The organism is Clostridium sp. JNZ J1-5 (assembly GCF_053901425.1).
Map to the genome: position 1 here is coordinate 571,149 of NZ_CM132773.1, position 23,039 is coordinate 594,187.

The following is a 23,039-nucleotide window of genomic DNA, read 5'->3' on the forward strand; positions in this document are numbered from 1 at the left end:
TTTAATTTTTACTAATTAAATACTCAGTTATTATAAGCTTTTAGTATTTGTTTTGCAAGTTGATTTTAATTCCAAGCTAATAGTCCTATTTTAATAAATTCGAGTATTCATCTCGTACTCTTCCCATATTATCTTGCCATATAGCTCTTTCACTTATGATTTTGTTGTTAATAGTTACGGTTTCATTTACTAAATCTAAATTGTTTAAAGTATTTCTCATGGCTTCATATAGTTCATCTACTGATATGTTTTTCAATATATATCCATTATACCTATCTTTAATCCATTCTCTATTAGCAGGCAAGTCAGAAACAACTGGGAAAATACCAGAAGCCATAGCTTCTAGCAGTGTAACTGAAGTGGAATCTGATGTTGGTATTGATACATAGATATCCTTCTCTTTAAGTAAGCTTACTACTCTTTCCCTACTTACTGCTCCTAATATCTTTACTTTATCATTTAGATTAAGTTCATCTATCATATTTTTTAATTCTTCTCTTAACTCTCCATCATTAACTATAGTTAATTCTATATCATTGAATTCATTTGAAAGTTTATAAAAAGCTTTTATTATAACATCTATATTAGAGTTTTCACATAGAGTTCTCATACTTAAAAAGCTAGTTACCTTATCTTTTCTATTTCTTTCGCTACTGTTAAATACCTGAGGTTCTATCCCCATAGGTGCAGTTATAACCTTATCTTCACTTCCGCCTAGTTCAATAATTTTTCTAGTCATAAATTCTGAATCAGAGGTTAGTAAGTTACACTTTTTAATTACATATTTAGTTAGCATTTTGTATACCACATTCCTATAAGGCGTTACTAAAATATCACTACCCCAAGTAGATACAATAAGGGGTTTAAAACCCGATAAAGCACCTATTAATCCATAACTTGTTAAGTAATGAGCATTAACAACATCTGGGTTAATCTCTCTTATTATTTTTTTTACATAAGGTATCTTTTTCAGATAATGGGCATTACCTCCCGAACTGTTTACTTCCATGTCTTTTCCTAGGCTAATAACTTCTACCCCGTCTATTTTTCCTTCTCTAAAGCTTAGTAAATAAACTGTATCTCCATTATCTCTAAAAAATTCACACCATCTTTGAATATGTATACTTCCTGCATCTCCTAAAAAACAAATTTTCATATAAGAATTACTCCTCCTTATCCAGCGAAGGTACATAACTGCTTTCTTTTCTTACTGATAACTTATGATTTATTTTATATATAGTAGCTATCATATAGATTAATTTATTATTTTTAGCTTTTTCCCATTTAGTATAATAATGCTTATAAATATTATCATCAGTTAATGTATACATAGCTTTCAACTGTTCAATATGAAGTTTATGATAAAATATGCTTGTTATATTAGTTACTTTATATGTATATAAATCATATTTAGACCAATTAATTTTACCAATATTATAATTGTGCAAATTATTTTTAAGAGTATTTAACCCTATTTCATATAATTTTTTAGCTTCTTCATTATTACCTACAATATAAAAATCTAATAATCCCCATAGGGAAAATATAAAACCATTTAGCACAAAGGACGGCTGAGCTGATGGATACTCTTCATAAAACATTTCTCCATTTAAGTAGGCAAGTACACCCTTATCTTTGCTTTTAACAATAAATGATTTAAGAAGCTTTTTACAACATTCTAAGTACTCTTCTTTTTTTTCAACACTATAACATCTTGCTAGAACAGACATTGCTTGACCTTGCCCTAGCGCCGATAACCAAGGTTTAGAAATTCCGTATACTTCATTATCATAATCATTTATATATCCATATACCCCAGGTTTTATCTCTTGTAAATTGTCTACAAACCATCTAGCACAATTGCTGCAGACCTGAAAATACTTATAATCATTTGTATCAATATATTTATCAAAATTGCCAAGGGCATATTGTGCTATAGTCACAGGAAAATACTCATCTTTTCCGTTATAATTTAATAACGGTATATTTTTTTCATCAAATTTTCCAGGATATATGTGTTTTGGTCTTGTGTCTACATAGTAGCAACCAATAGTATCCTTCACTATATTTTCGCATGCAATCATATTTGGATGCCAATAGTCTTGTTTGCCAAATATCATTCCACCATAAGCCTTAATCATTTCACTAATTTTCATCTAAAACACCTCAATTAGATTTTAAATCATCAAATAAACTTACTAACTGTTTTGTTAAATTTATTCTATCAAATTCTGCGCACTTCTCTTTTGCATTTGTAGAGACACCTTTATTGTCTTTCCACAAGTAATAGTTCTCTTTTATAAATTCATAAACCTCATCTACTTCTCCATGGTTAAAAGATTTACCTATATTCTTTTGTAAAATCAAGTTTGATGCTACACCCTTTGGCATAATTCCCAATATAGGCTTTTCAACTCCTATATAGTCAAAAATTTTGCCACTGAATACACCCTTACTCTCTTCTTTATCTGCCAAAATCATAAGGTTTATATCAGCACCTTTCATATGCTCCAAACAATCCTTGTGGGGCATATAATCTAGTACAAACAGTTTTTCTTTAAGGGATGAGTTTAAAAACATATATTTGTATTCATCTAACATGTATCCAATAAACTTTATCTTAATATTTTCTTTTACTTCATTATCATATTCTATTAATTTTTCTATAGCTTTTATAAGTGTTTCAGGTGATTGTCCTTCAGTTAAAATCCCGGAATAGCATATTGTAAATTCATCTTCCCTTACAGTATTTATATTAGTATAATCTCCACTGTCAAACCCGTTAGTTATAGTTACGAACTTATCACTATATTCAGGATATCTTTTTTTATACATATCACATATAGGCTCAGTAACCATTATTATCTTATCTGCATATTTTATAACTTCTGCTTCCATGGCAGCTTCTTTCTTTTTCCTCTTTTCTGAATGTCCTTCGGTCATAAACACATTTCCTACCCAAGGATCTCTAAAATCCGCTACCCATGGCAAATTATATTTTTTCTTTGCATACAGTGCTATTAAATGAACAGTGTATGGATAAGATGATGAAAATATAAAATCTATATTCTCATTTTCAATTACTTTGTCTACATCTTTTACTGCATGCTTATACCACCTAATTTTACTATCTGGTATAAAAAAATTGGAATCTATAAATCTAAATACTCTATCCTTTAATCCTGGTGAAGAAGAGCTTGAATCATTTGAAGAGCTATCTTTTTCCTCACTATTATCTTCAGTACTCTTTCTTTTTCTTAAAGAACTAAGTTTTTCAATTATATTTCTTAGCCATAATGTTTCTCCTGCATTAGATCTATAGACCTTTACAGTACTAGGTACTTCATCTAATAGTGATTCATCATAAGCAAAATTATGTCCTTCTTCTACTGTTTCAACTACAGGAAAATAGTCAAAATCGGGCATATATTTAATAAATTTTAGTGTTCTTTGAACTCCGCTTCCTCCCATAGGTGGGAAAAAATATATTACAGAAAGTACATTTTTCTTCATACTATCACCTATCCTATAGCTTACTAATTTATCTCTTTAGAATTTTTTTCATATAATACTTCAATTTTTCGTAGGAAAGTATCTTAAATAGGAATAATGCCCCTATATACAATAAAAACAGTACAATCTTAAATAAAATGCTTAGCAATAAACTACTTATGCTTATTTTGCCTACATAAAATAAGGCTATACACAATGAACCATTTAGTAAAATATTTTTCCATTGCCATTTTATATAGTAAAACTTTTGAGAATAATAATAGGTAACAATAAATAATACTAAGTAAGCACTAGCAGTAGCTATAGCTGCACCATACATTCCATACTTAGGTATTAATAAATAGTTTAGTATTACATCTACCACTGCGCTGATACCTGTAGATACAGGTAGAATATATGTCTTCTTAGAATAAAAAATTCCATTTACAGACATAAAATAAAATCCATTAAGGACATAAGCAAGAGCGATTAATGGAACAATAGTATATGCTATATGATAGCTTTTATTAGGTACCATTATAGATATTATTTCCTTAGAAAACAGTGCCAATCCAAAACCTATAGTTATGATAATTACAAGATAATACCTTATTATTTCCTCAAATACTTTCGGTGCATTTTCTTTTTCTTCTTCAGCTGTTTTAAAGAAAAAAGGAACATATGCTTTGTTTACAGCTACAATTAAGAAATAAACTAGCATACCAAATTGATACCCTAATCCATAGATACCAAGTTCATCTTTAGTTCTATACATATTTAAAAAGAATCTGTCTGAGGACATTAATATCCAAGCACCAAGAGCATGTGGAATAAGAGGTATTCCATATTTCAATGCCCCTTTGATAATTTTAGGAGCTATAACAGGTTTCAAATCTTTAAAATTAAGTATAAAATAAACAATACTGAAAATAACGTAAGTAATTAAATTTGCTTTTAAATTTCCTTCTGCTCCTTGTTTTTTATAGCTTACAAAGTAAAAAATAAAGAAAACATTTACTATTGTAGTAATTATATTAAACAATCCAAATCTAAAAGCCTGTTCTCTTAGTCTCACTAACACTAGAGGAAGTGAGGAAAAAGTAGTAAAGAAACAAATGAGTACTAAGAATATAAAATATGGTTTAAAAGGAATATCTTTTAAAATTAGCTTACTAATAATTCCCTTACCTAGGAATAAGAGAACTATAGATATTAATATGTCATATATAAGTAAAAATATCCAAATAGAACTTATTAATTCTTTTTCCTTACCCTTATCCTTATACTCATAATAAAATCTTGTTAGTGCACCGTCTAAACCTAAAACATATGCCATAGAAAAAAAGCCAATTAAAACTATTAAATAGTTGTAAATACCATAATCAGCTTTGCTCATATGCCCTGTCAATACAGGAATCATAAAAAAAGTTATAACCTTTGGCAATAAATCTCCAATGGTATACACTACAGAATTTTTTAAAAACTTACTTTTGCTATTCACACCATCCATCCTTTATTCTGTTTTCATAGCAATTATACACTTCAATTTTCTGTTGAAGTTTTCCAAGCTATTGCTTTTCCATAATTTTTCTTTCACATTTATATCATTAAGCTTCTCACAACTTAATTCTTCTATTATTTCATCTTCGTTATCTACAAGTCTTGCACATCCACTTTCATACAATGATTTCATATACTCATGTCCAAAAGTATTATAAATACAAGTCTTAACATTAAACCCTATTCCTTCAAATACAGCTGTAGAATACACTCCTACCTGCATGTCTGATATAGAGAAATAATAATAAAGATCTTTATCATTATTATCAATAACTTCTATACCACTGTTCACAAGTTCTGGGTAATCCACCTTCCATACTTGAAACTCTCTTGGGTGAAGCTTATAAATTATTTTATATTGCCCATCTAACTTTTTATTTAATTCTAGGGCTAATTTGCTTAATTCTTTTCCAATGGTATTTTGAGATATAAATAAAATATTTCTAGCTTCACTTTTATCTCTAAATTCACTTTGTTTTTTCTCAAAGTTGTAAAAACCTATGTCTATTATATTCTCTTTCTCTATTGGAAATCTTGATGTCTTACTCCAATATTCTCCGAAGGTAAAAATATAATCAGGAAAATTAGGCAAACTCATTTTTTTATAAAAATTGTATGAAACATGATATTTGTCTATTGTTCCGTGTTGAAGTTCTATTACTTTTATACCTTTTTTCTTAGCTACTTCATTAATTAACAGTTTATCAAATTCATAGTGACAAACTTCTAAGATAACCTTTGGTTTTATATTGTCTAAAATTTTATTGTAATATTGAAAAGTAGTTTTATAGCTATATATTACATCTTCCACTTCATTAATTAAAAAGTCTAACTTTATATCTACTTCAAATATACTGTTTAAATCCTTTATTATATTTTCTATAAGCTTTAAGTCTTCATCTCTTAGTGAAAACTTCTTTTCTTTCATGTATTTTCTTCTTAATAGAGTTCTTTTAAGTGATACACTATCAAAATATAATAAATTTTTTGTCCTTACGGGCTTAAAATGTTTTCCTAAGTATGGGTATTCTAACACATAATAAGGCAGATCTAAATCTTTTATCAAATCATCTGTGTATATACACTCATAACAGTTTCCACTTTTTAGCCTTCTAGGAGAATTTAAAACAAGCACTTCCTTAGGTTTAAGCCCCCAAAGGGGGCTTTTAAATAATATATTATAAACTTGATCAATCATAACCTGTAATTTTTCCATTTTACTCCTCTGAGGAGTAGAACTTAATTCACCAGTATGATTTACTTGTTTTAATATATTTTGATAAAGTTTAAACCTTATAAAGTGCCAAAATTTAATTTCACATATCTCTTCATTAAATAGATTGTGATTATACTCATATTCTAAAAACTTATCAATAAGATCCATATTTTCACCTGTTTATATTTAAAATGGATTTTTAATAACTTCACAAATTATGTCTATCTGCTCTTTTGTAAGTGAAGCTGAGCTTGGTAAATTTATACCTCTTGCAGCTATTTCTTCTGTTACTTTCATGTCTCCTGCTTTACATTCCTTATATGGAGGCATATCATGCACAGGCATAAAAAATGTTCTTGATTCAATTTTGTTTTCACCTAATTTTTTTATCAATTCGTCTCTGCTAATAGGGTAATCATCTTCAATTAAAATTGAATATAACCAAAAGCAATTTTTAGCCCATGGCATTTCTACAGGTAGTGTTACACCCTTAACATCTTTCAACTTTTCATTATAATATGCTGCATTTTCTAATTTAACCTTTAAATATTCTTCTACTTGTTCTAGTTGGGCTACTCCAAAAGCAGCAAGTAAATTAGGCATTCTAAAGTTATATCCTATTTCTGGATGATAAAAAGCCTTATTTTCTAAAACAACTTTAGTCTGAGTAGATAAAAACTTAGCTCTTTCACCTAACTTTTCATCATTTGTAACAAGCATTCCACCCGCTCCAGTTGTTATAAGCTTATTTCCATTAAAGCTAAAGCATCCTATATGCCCTATAGTTCCGGCCATTTTCCCTTTATATTGTGAAGCTAGTGCTTCTGTAGCATCTTCTATAACATATAGATTGTATTTCTTTGCTATTTCCATAACTTTATCCATATCTACAGGATGACCATATATGTGAACTGGCAAAATAGCTTTTGTCTTTTCAGTAATTAAATCCTCTATTTTTTCTTCATCCATTACAAATGTATCTCTTCTTACATCACAAAATACCGGAACAGCTCCCACATATTTTATAGCATTTACAGGAGATATAAAAGTCATAGAAGGTACTATAACTTCATCCCCTTCTCCTATACCAAGAGCTATTAAAGCTAATTGTATAGCTGCTGTACCATTCATAGTAACTACAGCTTTCTTACTTTGAACATACTGAGAAAATCTCTCTTCAAATAATGTTACATAGCTACCTACAGAAGACACCCAATTTGTATCTATACATTCTTTAACATACTTCCATTCATTTCCTCTTATTTCGGGTATACATAAAGGTATCATTTTTTTACTCCTCTCAATTATATCTAAAAAATAGACTAATTAATTTAAATCTATATATAATTAACAATTATTTTAAAAACTCTAACAGTAATTTAAAAACTAAACATTATAAATATCTGTTTTATAATATTGAATATTCTTCTTAATCCACTCTATAGTTTCTGCTAAACCATCATCAAGAGTATATTTTGGTGCCCAATCAGTTAATTGTTTTATTTTTGTATTATCAGCCCATAATCTATTAACTTCACTTTTTTCAGGTCTTATTCTCTCTTCATCACAAATTATCTTAACATCTTCTCCAATTATATCTATTATCTTTTTAACTGTATCTCCGATGCTTATTTCATAATTTGAACCTGCGTTTACTACTTCTCCAATTGTTTTGTTACTTTCTGCAACCTTAATAAAAGCCTCTGCTGTATCTTTTACATAGTTGAAATCTCTAGTTGGAGTTAAACTTCCTAATTTTATTTCTCTTTTACCTGCAAGTATTTGAGATATTATAGTTGGAATTACCGCCCTTGCTGATTGTCTAGGTCCATAAGTGTTAAAAGGTCTTAAAGTGGCAATCGGCAAATTAAATGATCTATAAAAACTTTCTGCCATCTTATCTGCTCCTATTTTAGAAGCTGAGTAAGGTGATTGTCCTTGCATTGGATGTTTTTCATCTATAGGCACATAAAGCGCTGTACCATATGTTTCACTAGTTGATGTATGTACTATCTTTTCTATATTCTCTTCATCTCTGCATGCCTCTAAAATATTAGTAGTTCCTTCAACATTTGTTCTTACATATGCCATTGGTGATAAATAAGAATAAGGTATAGCTATAAGTGCAGCAAGGTGCATTATAACTTCTTGTCCTTTAACCATTCTCTTTACATTGTCATATTCTCTAATATCACCTGTAATTACATTTAAACTATTTTTTATATTATTATCAAAAGTATCAATCCATCCCCAGTTGTTAAAGGAATTATACTGTACAAGAGCTGTAACATCTGCTCCTAGTTCAACTAATTTTTCAGTTAGGTGACTACCTATAAATCCTTCTGCTCCTGTAACTAATACCTTTTTACCTTTCCAATTCATCAAATTACACTCCTTATATTAAATTTTAATTTAGTGTTCTTTAGAAAAATTTCTTTATATCTTCATTTGCCTTTTTAAAATCATCCATTTGGCCAATATCTGACCAGTATTCTGTAATTTTATAAACTCCAGACTTTCCATTATTGCCTATAACATCCTCAATTAGGTCAGTCATGTTGTACATTTCATCATTTGGAATAAGCTTTACTGCTTTTTCATTTAATACATAGACACCACTGTTAATATAGAAACTGTATACAGGTTTTTCTTCCAATGATTTTATTAGATTATCCTCTGTAACCATAACTCCATAGGGAACTTTGATTTCATAATTTCTTGCGCCAACAGTTACATCGAATTCATTTTTTATATGATAATTTAAAAATGCATCAAAATCTATTCCAGTTAATATATCTCCATTTATTACTATAAAAGGCTTTGTCAGCTTTTCTTCAGCTAATTTTATGGAACCTGCAGTACCTAATTTTTTCGTTTCTCTAACATATTGAATATTTACATCTAAGCCTTTACCGTCTTTAAAATACTCTTCTATAATTTCTCCTTTATAGTTTAGAGATATTATAAAATTTTTAAATCCATATTCTTTAAACTGTTCAATTATATGCTCTAGAATAGGTTTGTCTCCTACTTTCAGCATAGGTTTAGGTGTATTTTCTGTAAGAGGTCTAAGCCTTGTTCCTAAGCCACCTGCCAATATAAATACGCAGTTATCTTTATCATCATAGGATATTACATCATCTAAAAAATATAAATTTATAATTTTACCCTTATCATCTAATACAGGCACTTGTCTAATTTTATATTTAAGCATTAAGTCTTTAACTTTTTTCTTGCTTACGTACTGTGTTACATACTTAAATTCTCTGCTATATATTCCTTCTATGCTTTCATTAATATTATGCCCTTTTAATATAGCCCTTCTAATATTTCCATCGGTTATAACACCCTTTACCTGGAAATCATCGTCAACTACAAAAGCTCCTCCAGTTAGGTTCTTGTCTATAGATTCCATGGCATCTTTTATTGTTGCACTTAGTTTTATGCAATATGTTTCTATTGAGAACTTCATAGAATCACCTACTTTTTATTATTTTTGCAGGGATACCTACTGCCGTTACATGATCTTTTATATCTTTTAGCACAACAGCTCCTGCCCCTATTACTACATTACTTCCTATATTTATTCCTTGAATAATACAACATCCTGCTCCTATATGACTGTTTTCACCAATACTACAGCCTCCTGCTATGCAGCTTCTTGGTGAGACATGAGTATTTCTTCCAATAATACAGTCATGTTCTATAACAGAAGAAGTATTTATTATAGAATTTTCATTAATTACAGCACCTGCATTTACAATAGCTCCAGCCATAATACAAGTACCATCATGGATTTCGGTATAAGGTGAAACCACCGCTTTGTTATGTATCAGTTTAGGTATATTAAATCCTATCTTCTTTAACTTGTTATAAATTTTATCTCTAACTTCAATATTATTTAAAGCTCCTAATGATACAAATGCATTTTTCACTCCACTTTTGAATAATTCAGGAAGCATATCATCATTTCCTATTATCGGTACATCTAATAATTTTTCTCCTATTTTATTATTATCTGTAACACCTATAATTTCATACTTCTTAGTGCTCTTAATAATATCTATTATAACCTTACAGTGGCCTCCGCCACCAACTAAAACGATTTTCTCCATAACCATAATCACTTTCTTAATAAGTTATTCTTTTTTGTATAAGTTCTTTATTTATCTCTACTTTGCACAAAATATCTGCTATTTTTTCTCCAGCATCTCCATTTCCATAAGGATTTATGCATGATGCTAATTTTTCAATATATTCACCTTCATATAGAGCTTTATTAATTCCACTTAAAATTTCTTCTTTTGTATATCCTACATCTATTACATTTACAGCTCTAAGTCTTCCATCTTGTCTTGTTCCTATATTTATAACTGGAAGCTTAAAACTTGGAGCTTCAATTATTCCTGATGAGGAATTTCCAATCATGGCATCTGCAACATTGAGAATACTTAAATATTCTACTTGGCTTAAATTTCTAAAAACTTTAAAGAAATCATATTTGCTTCTATACTCTTCAATTACTTTTATTATCTCTCTTCCACCATTATCACTGTTAGGGTATGAAACGATTGTTTGTATTCCGCATTCAACTAATGCTTCGAATGTTTGTCTTACCTGCCACTCTACTTCATCTCTTTCTGTAGTTACAGGATGCTGAGTCATTATAAATAGCCTATCATCTTTTAAATTAAATCTTTTCAACAGCTCTTCTCTAGAAAGGTATTGGGTATTTTTTATATAGTCAATTCCAGGTGCTCCAACTACATATATGTTCTTTTCCTTTTCACCCATTTTCAATATTCTCTCTTTACTGTCTTCCGTAGCTGGCAGATGTATGTGAGAAAGTTTTGTTATAGAATGTCTAATTGACTCATCCACTGTTCCAGTAACCTCACCACCATGAATATGTGCTACTGGTATATTCATGTGAATAGCAGCAAGTGCTCCTGCCATCATCTCTCCTCTATCTCCAAGTACCAATAGCACATCTGGTTTTATTCTCTCTAGTGTCTGAGTTACTCCCATAAGAGTTATTCCTATTGATTTAGCCATTGAAGCTCCTGTATCTGAAGATAATATAGTTTCTATTTTATCAGCTATAAAAAAACCATCACTTTCAATTTCTTCTACAGTTAAACCAAATTCAGATGAAAGATGCATTCCACAAACTATCAAACTTAAATCCAATTCTGAATGATTTTCTATAGCCTTTAGAACTGAATAATATATTCCATAATCGGCACGTGTTCCTGTAATAACAGCAATTTTTCTTTTCAACTTATTCCAATCCTTCCTATTTATAACCTTTTACAGTTCCTATTATTTTAGTTTTGGATTAAATCTAGAGTAATTTGTTCGTCCTGTTTTATTTCTTTTCTTGCCTTTTTTCCTAAAACCATTTTGTAGTATTTTGGACTTAATCCACTTCCCGGTCTCTTATACTCTAAATCATCCATTCCAATTATTTGGCCTTCTTTAATATCTACTGATGCTACTATGCTCTTTCTTGCAACGGCCATAGTATCCATTTCACTTTTAGTAAACATTTTAATTCCACTACCAAGTGCCATTTCCACATCTCGAATTGCTTTAACCATACTTCTAAGTTCTTCTGGCTCCAAAGAAGCCTTGTGGTCTGGCCCTTCCATGTTTTTATCTAGTGTAAAATGTTTTTCAATTATATTAGCTCCTAGAGCTGCAGCCGCAACTGGAATAGAAATGCCTTCTGTATGATCTGAATAACCGCCTAGCACTTTAAAAGAATTTTTAATCGTATCCATAGCTTTTAAATTTACAGACTGTAATGCTGCTGGATAGTTAGATGTACAATGAAGAACTGCTACATCTTCTACTTCCTTATTATTTAAACTAATAAGTGCATCTTCTATTTCTCCCAAAGTAGCCATACCTGAAGATAAAATTATAGGTTTCTTAAAATCCGCTATGTGTTCTAAAAGAGGTATATTATTCAAATCTGCTGAGCTTATTTTAAATGCGTCAACTCCTATAGAATTTAAAAAATCGGAACTTTCAAAATCAAAAGGAGTTGACATAAATATTATTTTCTTTTTATCACAGTAATCTTTTAGTTCAACAAATTCATTGTAGGATAATTCAAGTTTTTTTAGCATATTTAACTGGCTGTCTTCAGACCCTATATTGTTCTTTTGGTATTTAGCCATGGAAGCATAGCCTGTTACTAGCTTCTCACTTTTAAAAGTCTGAAACTTAACTGCATCAACACCAGCATAAACAGCTTTATCTATAAGCTCTTTTGCTAAATTTATATCTCCGTTATGATTTACTCCAGCTTCAGCTATAATAAAACAAGGATAATTATCTCCAATAATCTTATTTCCTACTTTAATTATCATTGTCATTCTCCTTTAATATAAGTTCTACTAATTTTGCATCTAACATAGTGTCAATATCAATAGATTTATTACTTTCCATTACGAATGGCATTGTATTGTCATTTACAAAAACACTTTCATTAATAAGCATATTTACTGAATTTATGTATAGTGCTCCATTGAATATATAAAACTTTGGTAAATCTTGTCGTCTCAAGTTATCCCCTTTAAATTCTATAAAAGGTCTTAATTTTTCATTATCAATAATCCTCATAAGGACCGGATTTTCTTGTGCTTCACATACACTTACAAGAGAATCCACCTTGCTTCCCATAAGCACTTCAATAGCTTCATCTATATCTTCATAGGTTCTTAAAGGTGATGTAGGTTGCAATAAGACCAAATAATCAAAAATATTGCCATGCTCTTCAAGATACTTTAATCCATGTAAAACTACATCTATAGATTTAGCTGTATCATTTGATATTTCTTCAGGTCTTAAAAATGGGACCTCTGCTCCATATTTTAAAGATACCTGTTTTATTTCCTCATCATCTGTTGAAACCAGTACATAATCAATATATTTAGATTTTTGGGCGGCCTCAATAGAATAGGCTATTAGTGGTTTATCACATATGTTTATAATGTTTTTGTGTGGTATTCCCTTTGATCCACCTCTTGCTGGAATTATAGCTAGTATTCTTTTATCCTTGTACATGCACGTCACCTCTTTTTAATAGGTACTAGGAAACAATTACTAGATATTAAATCTGGTTAATTAATAATAATTGATTAATATCTAGTAACTGATGATTAATCACTAACCTCCCATCTATAGAGATTAGTATCTAGTTCTTAATAGATAATATATTTCATTACTACTGATTTTTAAGCAATTGGTCTTCCGGAACTTCTCTAAACTTCTTAGCAGGATTACCTGTAACTATAGTTGCTGTCTCTATATCTTTTGTAACTACACTGCCTGCTGCTGCAAATCCATCTTCATTTATAGTTTTACCTGGCAACACTATAGCTCCAGCTCCAAGTCTTCCACCTTTTTTGATGGTTACTCCTTTGAAATGATTAAATCTTTCCTTAGAACGTGCTGCATAGTTGTCATTAGAAGTAACTACGCAAGGAGCAATAAAAACATAATCTTCAACTTCTGAATAAGCTGTTAAGTATACATTAGTTTGAATCTTACAGTTAGAGCCCACCTTACAAAAATTTTCAATAGTGGCCCCCCTACCAATAATAGTCTTACTTCCAATAGTTACATCTTCTCTTATAGTAGCTAAATCAGCAATAAGAGTCTTTTCTCCTATTTCACATCCACAGTATACAATTACTCCAGCACCTATTAAGCATTCATCAGAAATTTTACATGGTTCATACTCTTTATCATCTTTAAATATACTATTAACTGATCTCATTGGAGTTTTTCCAACTACAGTATTATCATCTATTCTTACATTGTTTCCAATTATACTTCCCTCATGTATTACTACGTTATGTCCTATAATACAATTTTCTCCTATTTGAACATTGTCTTCTACAACTACAAAATGTCCTATCTTTACATTCTTCCCAATCTTAGAACTTTCCGAAATATATTTCATAATTGTATCCTCTCTTCTATTTTTTTGTAATTGCTTTTTCCATATCTAATGTTGAGAAGTCTTCTAATGGGAATTTTATAGGCATTCCAGTAAGTCTTGACTTATATGCTGCAAGAATTATTGACATTGCTTTTTTACCCTCTTCTCCACTTATTAAAGGACTAATATTATTATTTATAGCGTCTATAACATTTTTAAATAGTGGCGTATGTCCACTTCCATAAACACTATCTGGATCTCCTTCTTGAGCCTTCAATATATCTTCTTCACTATCTAAATTGTCTTCAAATCTCCAATTTTCTATTCTATTTACTGCAAGGCCTCCTATGCAAACTGTTCCCTTTTCACCAAATACACTTAATGTCTCTTCTAAGTTTTTAGGGAATACACAGGCAGTTCCTTCAATTATTCCAATAGATCCATTTTTGAAACGTATTAAAATTGCTCCAAAATCTTCTGCTTCAATATCTCTTAAAAATGTATCGCATTGAGCATATACAGTGTCTATTTCTCCGCCCATCATCCATTGAAGCAAATCTATGTTATGTATACATTGATTCATTAGAGTACCACCATCAAGCTTCCAAGTTCCTCTCCAAGGCGCTTGCTCGTAATATCCCATATTTCTATTCCAAAGTATTCTTGCAGTACCATTAATAAGCTTACCAAATCTATCTCCTTCAACAGCACTTCTCAATTGTTGAATAGGTTTGTTAAATCTGTTTTGATGACATATTGCCAATTTCACATTATTTTCTTTAGCTGTTTTTATCATTTCATCAGCATCTTTAATTGAAAGGGCCATAGGTTTTTCTACTACAGCATGCTTTTCCTTGTTCATGCAATAAATTGCAATTTCAGGATGGTATCCGCTTTCTGTTGCTATAGTAACAACATCGATATCTTCTTTTTCCAACATTTCTTTATAATCACTATAAGTGTTTACAGTAAACTCTGATCCCATTTTTTCTATGTATTCATTTTTTTTTGCAATTGCTTTGTCTATATCTATGTCACATGTTGCTACAAGAGTAGCTTCTTCTTTATTATTTATTAAACCTTCAACGTGTTTATATGATATTCTTCCGCATCCTATTATAGCAAATTTAAGTTTTTTCATGATATCACTCCTTAATCATAATAAAGGATAAACCCTAAAGGGTCTATCCTGTTAATTCTAAAGTTTGTGTATTTTTTCTCTATTTTCTTTAACTTCTTTTGAAGCATTTCTTGTATCATAGAATATTTTTGATTTTTTAACTATTTCTTCATAATTATAGCAGCTATGATCTGTTGTTATAATAACTATATCAGCATTTTCAATAGCATTTTCCCATTCTACAGATACATATTCTTTTCCATTATGTTTAAAGCTTGGTACAAATGGATCATTATAAACTATTTCTGCTCCATTCTTTTCTAGATGTTCAATAACTTTCAATGCTGGAGACTCTCTCATGTCGTCAATATCCTTCTTATAAGCTATTCCCATTAAAAGAACTTTTGAACCATTCATTGCTTTTTTAGCTCCATTTAATAACTTCATAGCATTATCTACTACAAATTCAGGCATGAAGTCATTTATTTCTCCTGCTGTCTCTATAAGTCTTGTATGATAGTCAAATTCTCTAGCCTTATAAGTCAAATAGAATGGATCTAATGGTATACAGTGTCCTCCAAGACCTGGACCTGGGTAGAATGCCATAAATCCGTATGGCTTTGTCTTAGCTGCATCAATAACTTCCCAAATATCTATACCCATCTTTTTACATAATATAGCCATTTCATTTGCAAGACCAATGTTTATATGTCTAAAAGTATTTTCAAGTATTTTTTCCATTTCAGCTACTGCTGGTGATGAAACTTTGTGTATTTCTCCTTCTAATACATTGCTGTATAATGCTGCTGCAACTTCAGTACAGTCAGCTGTTATTCCTCCCACTACCTTTGGAGTGTTTTTAGTTTTAAATTGCTTATTACCTGGATCAACTCTTTCTGGAGAGAAAGCTAAGAAAAAGTCCACTCCACATTTTAACCCTGATTCTTCTAGAATAGGCTTAACTATTTCTTCTGTTGTTCCTGGATAAGTTGTACTTTCAAGAACTACAAGCATACCTTTATGGATATATTTTGCAACATCTTTAGTAGAGTTAACAACATAAGACACATCTGGTTGTTTGAACTTGTCAAGTGGAGTTGGAACAGCTATTGCAACTGCATCTACATCTTTAACAAATGAAAAATCAGTTGTTGCTTTTATTTTTCCATTTCTCACTAAATCCTCTAAGTCTTGATCTAGTATATCTCCAATATAGTTATGTCCTTCATTTACTAATTGTACTTTCTTTTCTTGTACATCGAACCCTATTACATCATAACCAGCTTTAGCCTTCTCTACAGCCAGCGGTAATCCTACATATCCTAGGCCTACAACGCCTAGTTTAGCAGTTTTATTTTTAATTTTTAATAAAAGGTCTTCTTTTAAAGTTGTCATTATTATACTTCCTCCTAAAAATAAGGTTTATTTATGCTTAAGTTTTAAATTATAAATTATTTTAACGATTCTATTAATATTCTCTTCCATACTCTCAATGTATATGCAATAAGATTTTTATTGCTTTCTCTTGTAAGTTGGAACTTTTTCTTCAAGAAGTTTAATTATATCTTCTTTATCTTTGTATATAACTTCTTTAAATTCTCCAATAGCCTGATCTACATAATTCATATCAAATTCCATAGGTTTTTCAACGAATATTTTTTCATGTTCTGTAGATGTAAGAGCTACTTCATCCATTAATAGTTCTTCATATAGTTTCTCTCCTGGTCTCAATCCAGTGTATTCAATCATAATATCTTCGTCTGGTTTTAACCCTGACAATCTGATCAAATCTCTTGCTAAGTCTACTATTTTTACTGGTTCACCCATATCAAGAACGAAAATTTCTCCTCCTTCTGCCATAGCACCAGCCTGTATTACAAGTTGTGCTGCTTCAGGAATAGTCATAAAAAATCTATTGATTTCAGGGTGTGTAACTGTAACAGGCCCCCCCTGTCTAATTTGCTTCTTAAATAGTGGTATTACAGAACCATTACTTCCAAGCACATTTCCAAATCTAACTGCTACATATTCAGTTTCACTTTCTTTTCCAAATGCTTGGATAATTTTTTCACAGAATCTTTTAGTAGCTCCCATAACGTTTGTTGGATTTACAGCTTTATCTGTACTAATTTGAACAAATCTATTAACTTTATACATATCACTACATTTCGCTAAATTATATGTTCCAATTATATTGTTCTTTATAGCCTCTGCAGGATTTGCCTCCATAAGAGGAACATGTTTATGAGCTGCAGCATGGAATACTACATAAGGTCTATATTTTTCAAATATTTCCTTTAACCTCTTCATATCTCTGATAGATGCAATTGCTACTTCCAAATCTAAATTTGGATACTTATATTTCAATTCCATTTGAAGATCATAAGCATTATTCTCATAGATATCAAGTATTATAAGTTTTTTAGGTTTGAACTTAACTATTTGTCTGCATAGTTCAGAACCAATTGATCCTCCACCACCTGTTACTAGAACTACCTTATCGTATATATATTTATTTATATTCTTATTATTTAGTTTAACTGGTGCTCTTCCTAGAAGATCATTAATATCTACATCTCTTAATTGACTTATATTTACATCGCCATTAATTATTTCGTAGATACCTGGAAGTGTCTTTAATTTACAACCTGTTTTTTTGCATATATTATATATCTCTTTTCTTTCTTGAAAAGGAGCAGATGGAAGAGCAATGAATATCTCTTCTACTTTTTTTTCTTCACATATTTTCTCAATGTCATTTCTATTTCCTAATATCTTAATTCCATTTATAACATGACCTTTTTTATATAGATCATCATCTATTAATCCCACAATATCATAATTTAGTGTATTATGCTTTTTAACTTCTTTAATAAGCATAGCACCTGCATCACCTGCACCAATTATAAGTACTTTAGAATTTTCTTTTTCACACTCTGGTATAGTATCGTTTCTTCCCATGATTCTATAAAAAAATCTTGTTCCACCTAATGCTCCTATTGATAATAGCCAGAAAATAATGTGTACAGTAGCTGGAAATCTGTAATGCATAAACTTTAGCAATTTATAGTTAATTGTATAACTGTAAAGTATAAAAATTATATTTGCCAATGATACTGAATAAATAATAGACATTAATTCATCAATAGATGCATATTTCCATATGAAATCATACAAATGAAACATTCTATTGCAAACCACTGTAAAAAGAATAACTGGGATAATAGACACCTTAAAAAAAGTTATATATTCACCCGGTATCTTAAATTCAAATCTCAATAACAACGCAAAGTATAAGAAAACTGTAACTAAAATTATATCATAAAATAAAAACTTTCTATTACTTTTCAAATTATCACATCCTTAAAGTTTGTTATTCAATCTGTCCCTAAATCATTTTACATCATTTTTGAAATTATTCAATGTTTTTTGAAATTATTTGAATATTTAAAAAGACATGTTTTATACATAAATTTAAAATTATGCATAGGACATGTCTATTATAACACAAAAATCTATTTATTTTTTATTTATTTGATTATATATTTCAGCAAATTTAGGGTTATCCTTAATTGAAATTAAGTATTTCATAAAATCACTTCTCAATTCTTCTCTTTTTAATGCAAATTCTACAGTAGCTTCCAAAAATCCTAGTTTATCCCCAACGTCATATCTTCTTCCTTCAAAATTGTAAGCATACATAGCTTCCTGCTTAATTAGAGTTTTTAGTGCATCTGTAAGCTGGATTTCTCCTGATTTACCTGGTTTAGTTTCAGCAAGTATTTCAAATATTTGAGGAGTTATAATATATCTTCCCAGTATAGCTATATTAGAATGAGCTTCTTCGACTTTAGGCTTTTCAATTAGGTCCTTTACCTTATATACTCTGTCCTCAATATACATTCCTTGAACTATACCATACTTAGTAACATCCTCTTCGGGTACTTGCTGTACTCCTAGTATAGTGGTTTTATACTCATTGTAACAATCTATTAATTGTTTTAAGCAAGGAACTTCACTATCTACTACATCATCTCCAAGCATTACTGCAAAAGGTTCATCTCCAACGAAGGTTCTTGCACAATTTATTGCATGCCCAAGTCCCTTTGGTTCTTTTTGCCGTATATAATATATATCCACCATATTGGATATATCATTTACCATATTTAAAAGATCCTCTTTCCCCTTAGCTTCTAATTGATTTTCAAGCTCTATAGATTTATCAAAGTGGTCCTCAATTGCCCTCTTATTTCTTCCTGTTATTATTAATATTTCTTCTATTCCTGACGCTACTGCTTCCTCTATAATATATTGAATAGTTGGCTTATCTACTATTGGAAGCATTTCTTTCGGTTGAGCCTTAGTTGCTGGTAAAAATCTTGTCCCCAGTCCTGCTGCTGGTATTATAGCCTTCTTTACCCTCATATAAGATTTCTCCCTTCACATATTAATAATTATTTTTAAACTTATAAACAGAGTTCTTAGCTTCAGAGGGAGTTTTTACTCCCTCTGAAGCTTAGAACTCGTTATCCAGGGACGTAGCCGCTCTTTACTTCCACTTTGAAGAAAAGCAGAGCATCCAAATCTTTGACTTGGTGCCAATCGCTTTCACAGAGTGCGATGGGAGTATTAGAGCGGGTAGTCATCGGATAAATACTAATAAAAATAAATAAAATCAACTTTAATAATTATTTTACAAAAAATTAAATTTTATCAATTTATATTTTTTAATATATTTTCTAATTCATTTACTATCTCGTCTTTTGGATCTATTTTTTTTGCAATTTCTAAGTGAATTTTTGCCTGTTTGTAGTCTTGTATATTCATGTAACACATAATTAAATTTGTGCATACTTCTATAGACTTTGTTGCTTCGAATACTTTTCTAAAGTATGTTATAGCGCTATTAAAATCTTCTAATGATGCATAATTTATTCCTAATTCGTTAAATACCTCAGGATAAGAGTTATCAATTTCAAGTGATTCTTCTAGATAATATATAGCCTTTTCATGATTTTCTAATATTCTATAAGCTATAGCTATATAATAGTATATCTCTGCCTTATCTTCTAATTGATCTAATAGCGGTATTAAAATAGCCAATGCATCTTTAGGCTCTTCATATACCATTTCTTTTGCTTTATCATAATCATTTACTATTTTTAATGAATTTTTTAAGTCTAATATTTCAGCTGTTTCCTTTCCTCCTTTTGCTATGTAAATATTCAATGAAAGTAAGGCCCCAGCATAGTCAGACTTATCCCTTTTTGTAATTGCTTCATGTAAGTAAGGTAGTGCATAGCCATCTATTTCTTTTGCTATTTCAATTATTTCTAATTCCTCTTCTAAATACAGTTCATTTATCTCTTTCAAATTTTCCAATAAAATTATTAATTTTTCGTAAATTTCACTAGTTTTTTCTATTTGGAAAAGTCCCTTAAGCATAATATATGCATCTTCATAGTTTTTAAGTCTTACATTTTCAGCTATTCTACCTTTTATGTATTGTCTAGAACTTGGTGTACTCTCTATTAAAGCTCTGTAAATATCATTATATCTAAAATTTTCGTCAGCTCCTAAAACATAAAACATGCCTTCAACAAAAAAAGCTACTGGTATACTGTTAACATCTTTTCCACCTTTAACTTTTTTTATTATATCATCAGTTACAATAGGCATATATACATCTTCCTGCCCCTTAGTTCTAATTTTAAAAATTGATTCTATCCTATCTCCCTTCATTTCTAAGAAAAGTAAAAGAGAAAGCTTATTTTTAAAGTGTGTCTTTATACTCATATTTATTCTTCACCTGCTCTAACTTATTTTTGTACTACCTGTTAAACATCATTATAATAATAAAAAAGGTTTTTTGTAAACCTTATATAGGACATTTAAATAAATTAACTGCGCCATAAAAGTGGCGCAGTTAATTTATTTTGAAAAATCACAGGCAGTATTAATTATACCCATAACTGATTTTTTTAAAATATCCATTTTCTCATTTGAATTCTCTAGGGAATCACCTATAACCGACATATAAATCTTCATTTTAGGCTCCGTTCCAGAAGGTCTAATAACAAATGAGGAATTATCTTCTAAAATAAATTTAAGCACATTTGACTCTGGTAAGTTTATCCTATCCTCTGTTAATGTTAATAGGTTCTTTTCTACACTTACTTTATAATCAAGTTTATTAGTTATTCTAGTTCCATTTAATTCTGTCTTCATTGAATGTCTTAGATATTCTAGCGCTATAGATATTTTCTCCTGGCCTTCCTTTCCCTCTAAATTAATAGATATAAGGTCTTCTTTGTAAAATCCATATTTTTTATATAAGTCCATCAACGCATCATATAAATTAGTTCCCTTTTTATTATAATACAATGTCATTTCACATATAAGCATAGCTGCTATTACCGCGTCTTTATCTCTAACAAAATTTCCTGCTAAATACCCATAACTCTCCTCAAATCCAAATAGGAAAGTCCTATCCCCTTTTTCTTCAAACTCTTTAACTTTTTCTCCTATGTATTTGAATCCAGTTAGTACATCTATAATTTCAACATGAAATTTTCTTGCAATCTTAGTTGCCATATCACTAGTTACAATAGTTTTAATTATAGCGCCATTTCTTGGCAGATTATCTTTTTCCTTTAGCGAAGATAATATATATTCTGTTAACAGAATGCCCATCATATTACCATTTAGCACTTTATATTTACCATCATTGCACTTTACCATAGCACCTATTCTGTCACAATCTGGGTCTGTTCCAAATATAATATCTGGTTTTATTTTTTCAGCCATTTTTAAAGCCAATGAAAATACTTTTGGATCTTCAGGATTTGGATATTCTACTGTTTCAAAATTCCCATCAGGCAGCTCTTGTTCTGGAACCACATATACGTTACTATATCCTAATTCACTTAATACTCTTCTTACAGGAATATTTCCACTGCCATGAATAGGGGTATATATTATCTTTAAACTTTTTGCCTCTTCTTCTACTAATTCTTTTCTTATAGTTAACTCTTTAACTCTTTCTACATATAACTTATCAATTTCTTCTCCAATTATATTTAAAAGCCCTTTTTCTTTAGCCTCTTCTAAATTCATGAATATAATTTTTGAAAAATCATTAATTCTGTTTACAAAGAAAATAATCTCTTTTGCTGTTGTATCGGTTACTTGTCCACCATCTTCTCCGTATACTTTATAGCCATTATATTTTTTAGGATTATGTGATGCAGTTATAACTATTCCTGCTTTACTTTTTAATTGTCTTACTGCAAATGATAATTCAGGAGTTGGCCTTAATGATTCAAACAAGTTTACTTTTATGCCATTAGCACATAATACTGATGCCGCTATCTCAGCAAATTCTTTTGACATCATTCTTGAATCATATGCAATACTTACAGATACTTTTTCCTTCATATTATATTTATTTAATAGGTAATCTGCCATTCCCTGAGTTGCCTTACCTACAGTATAAATATTCATTCTATTTGACCCTGCACCAATAATACCTCTAAGCCCTCCTGTACCAAACTCTAACTCTTTGTAAAATCTATCTTCCAATTCTTTTTCATCGCTTATATTTTTTAATTCTTCCTTAGTTTTATGGTCAATAATTTTCGAATCAAGCCAAAGGTTATATCTCTCTACATAATTCATTTTATACCTCCTTGCCCCAT

General features: G+C 30.0%; 19 protein-coding genes. All 19 read right to left on the reverse strand.

Translation table 11 applies throughout. The features are described 5' to 3' along the window. Positions 1–85 precede the first annotated feature (85 nt). Positions 86–1,156, reverse strand: coding sequence for a glycosyltransferase family 4 protein (locus tag ACWW38_RS02925; RefSeq protein ID WP_456259329.1), 1,071 nt, complete (start codon positions 1,154–1,156; stop codon positions 86–88). 7 nt (positions 1,157–1,163) lie between these two features. Next, positions 1,164–2,156 (reverse strand): D-glucuronyl C5-epimerase family protein, encoded by a 993-nt coding sequence (locus tag ACWW38_RS02930; protein WP_456259330.1) that lies wholly within the window; start codon positions 2,154–2,156, stop codon positions 1,164–1,166. 10 nt (positions 2,157–2,166) lie between these two features. Then, positions 2,167–3,513: a glycosyltransferase gene (locus ACWW38_RS02935; protein WP_456259331.1), complete on the reverse strand. Its 1,347-nt coding sequence runs from the start codon at positions 3,511–3,513 to the stop codon at positions 2,167–2,169. 28 nt (positions 3,514–3,541) lie between these two features. Beyond that, entirely contained in the window at positions 3,542–4,993 is a 1,452-nt protein-coding gene (locus ACWW38_RS02940) for a lipopolysaccharide biosynthesis protein (protein ID WP_456259332.1), read from the reverse strand. A 12-nt stretch (positions 4,994–5,005) separates the two neighbouring features. After that, positions 5,006–6,436 (reverse strand): hypothetical protein, encoded by a 1,431-nt coding sequence (locus tag ACWW38_RS02945; RefSeq protein ID WP_456259333.1) that lies wholly within the window; start codon positions 6,434–6,436, stop codon positions 5,006–5,008. An 18-nt stretch (positions 6,437–6,454) separates the two neighbouring features. After that, positions 6,455–7,555, reverse strand: coding sequence for a LegC family aminotransferase (locus tag ACWW38_RS02950; RefSeq protein ID WP_456259334.1), 1,101 nt, complete (start codon positions 7,553–7,555; stop codon positions 6,455–6,457). 99 nt (positions 7,556–7,654) lie between these two features. Then, a complete protein-coding gene (locus ACWW38_RS02955; protein WP_456259335.1) occupies positions 7,655–8,650 on the reverse strand; it encodes an NAD-dependent 4,6-dehydratase LegB in 996 nt (331 codons plus the stop codon). Between the two features lie 40 nt (positions 8,651–8,690). After that, on the reverse strand, positions 8,691–9,740 hold the full coding sequence (locus ACWW38_RS02960) for a nucleotidyltransferase family protein (RefSeq protein ID WP_456259336.1): 1,050 nt from the start codon (positions 9,738–9,740) through the stop codon (positions 8,691–8,693). Between the two features lie 4 nt (positions 9,741–9,744). Next, a complete protein-coding gene (locus ACWW38_RS02965) occupies positions 9,745–10,383 on the reverse strand; it encodes an acetyltransferase (RefSeq protein ID WP_456259337.1) in 639 nt (212 codons plus the stop codon). A 16-nt stretch (positions 10,384–10,399) separates the two neighbouring features. Continuing rightward, positions 10,400–11,548, reverse strand: coding sequence for a UDP-N-acetylglucosamine 2-epimerase (gene neuC / locus ACWW38_RS02970; protein WP_456259338.1), 1,149 nt, complete (start codon positions 11,546–11,548; stop codon positions 10,400–10,402). Positions 11,549–11,595: 47 nt separating this feature from the next. Next, positions 11,596–12,642 (reverse strand): N-acetylneuraminate synthase, encoded by a 1,047-nt coding sequence (gene neuB, locus ACWW38_RS02975; RefSeq protein ID WP_456260404.1) that lies wholly within the window; start codon positions 12,640–12,642, stop codon positions 11,596–11,598. Next, a complete protein-coding gene (locus ACWW38_RS02980) occupies positions 12,635–13,342 on the reverse strand; it encodes an acylneuraminate cytidylyltransferase family protein (RefSeq protein WP_456259339.1) in 708 nt (235 codons plus the stop codon). Before ACWW38_RS02980 ends, neuB begins: the two co-directional genes overlap by 8 nt. A 160-nt stretch (positions 13,343–13,502) precedes the next feature. Further along, positions 13,503–14,243 (reverse strand): DapH/DapD/GlmU-related protein, encoded by a 741-nt coding sequence (locus tag ACWW38_RS02985; RefSeq protein WP_456259340.1) that lies wholly within the window; start codon positions 14,241–14,243, stop codon positions 13,503–13,505. A gap of 16 nt (positions 14,244–14,259) precedes the next feature. Then, the gene (locus ACWW38_RS02990) at positions 14,260–15,363 is read right to left on the reverse strand and encodes a Gfo/Idh/MocA family protein (RefSeq protein ID WP_456259341.1); all 1,104 of its coding nucleotides are present in this window, start codon (positions 15,361–15,363) and stop codon (positions 14,260–14,262) included. A 57-nt stretch (positions 15,364–15,420) separates the two neighbouring features. After that, positions 15,421–16,737, reverse strand: a complete 1,317-nt coding sequence (locus tag ACWW38_RS02995) for a nucleotide sugar dehydrogenase (protein WP_456259342.1) — start codon at positions 16,735–16,737, stop codon at positions 15,421–15,423. Between the two features lie 117 nt (positions 16,738–16,854). Then, a complete protein-coding gene (locus ACWW38_RS03000; protein WP_456259343.1) occupies positions 16,855–18,693 on the reverse strand; it encodes a polysaccharide biosynthesis protein in 1,839 nt (612 codons plus the stop codon). Positions 18,694–18,861: 168 nt separating this feature from the next. After that, positions 18,862–19,767 (reverse strand): UTP--glucose-1-phosphate uridylyltransferase GalU, encoded by a 906-nt coding sequence (gene galU / locus ACWW38_RS03005; protein WP_456259344.1) that lies wholly within the window; start codon positions 19,765–19,767, stop codon positions 18,862–18,864. Between the two features lie 288 nt (positions 19,768–20,055). Next, positions 20,056–21,138 (reverse strand): tetratricopeptide repeat protein, encoded by a 1,083-nt coding sequence (locus ACWW38_RS03010; protein WP_456259345.1) that lies wholly within the window; start codon positions 21,136–21,138, stop codon positions 20,056–20,058. A 135-nt stretch (positions 21,139–21,273) separates the two neighbouring features. Beyond that, positions 21,274–23,019, reverse strand: a complete 1,746-nt coding sequence (locus ACWW38_RS03015) for a phospho-sugar mutase (RefSeq protein ID WP_456259346.1) — start codon at positions 23,017–23,019, stop codon at positions 21,274–21,276. Between the last annotated feature and the right edge of the window lie 20 nt (positions 23,020–23,039).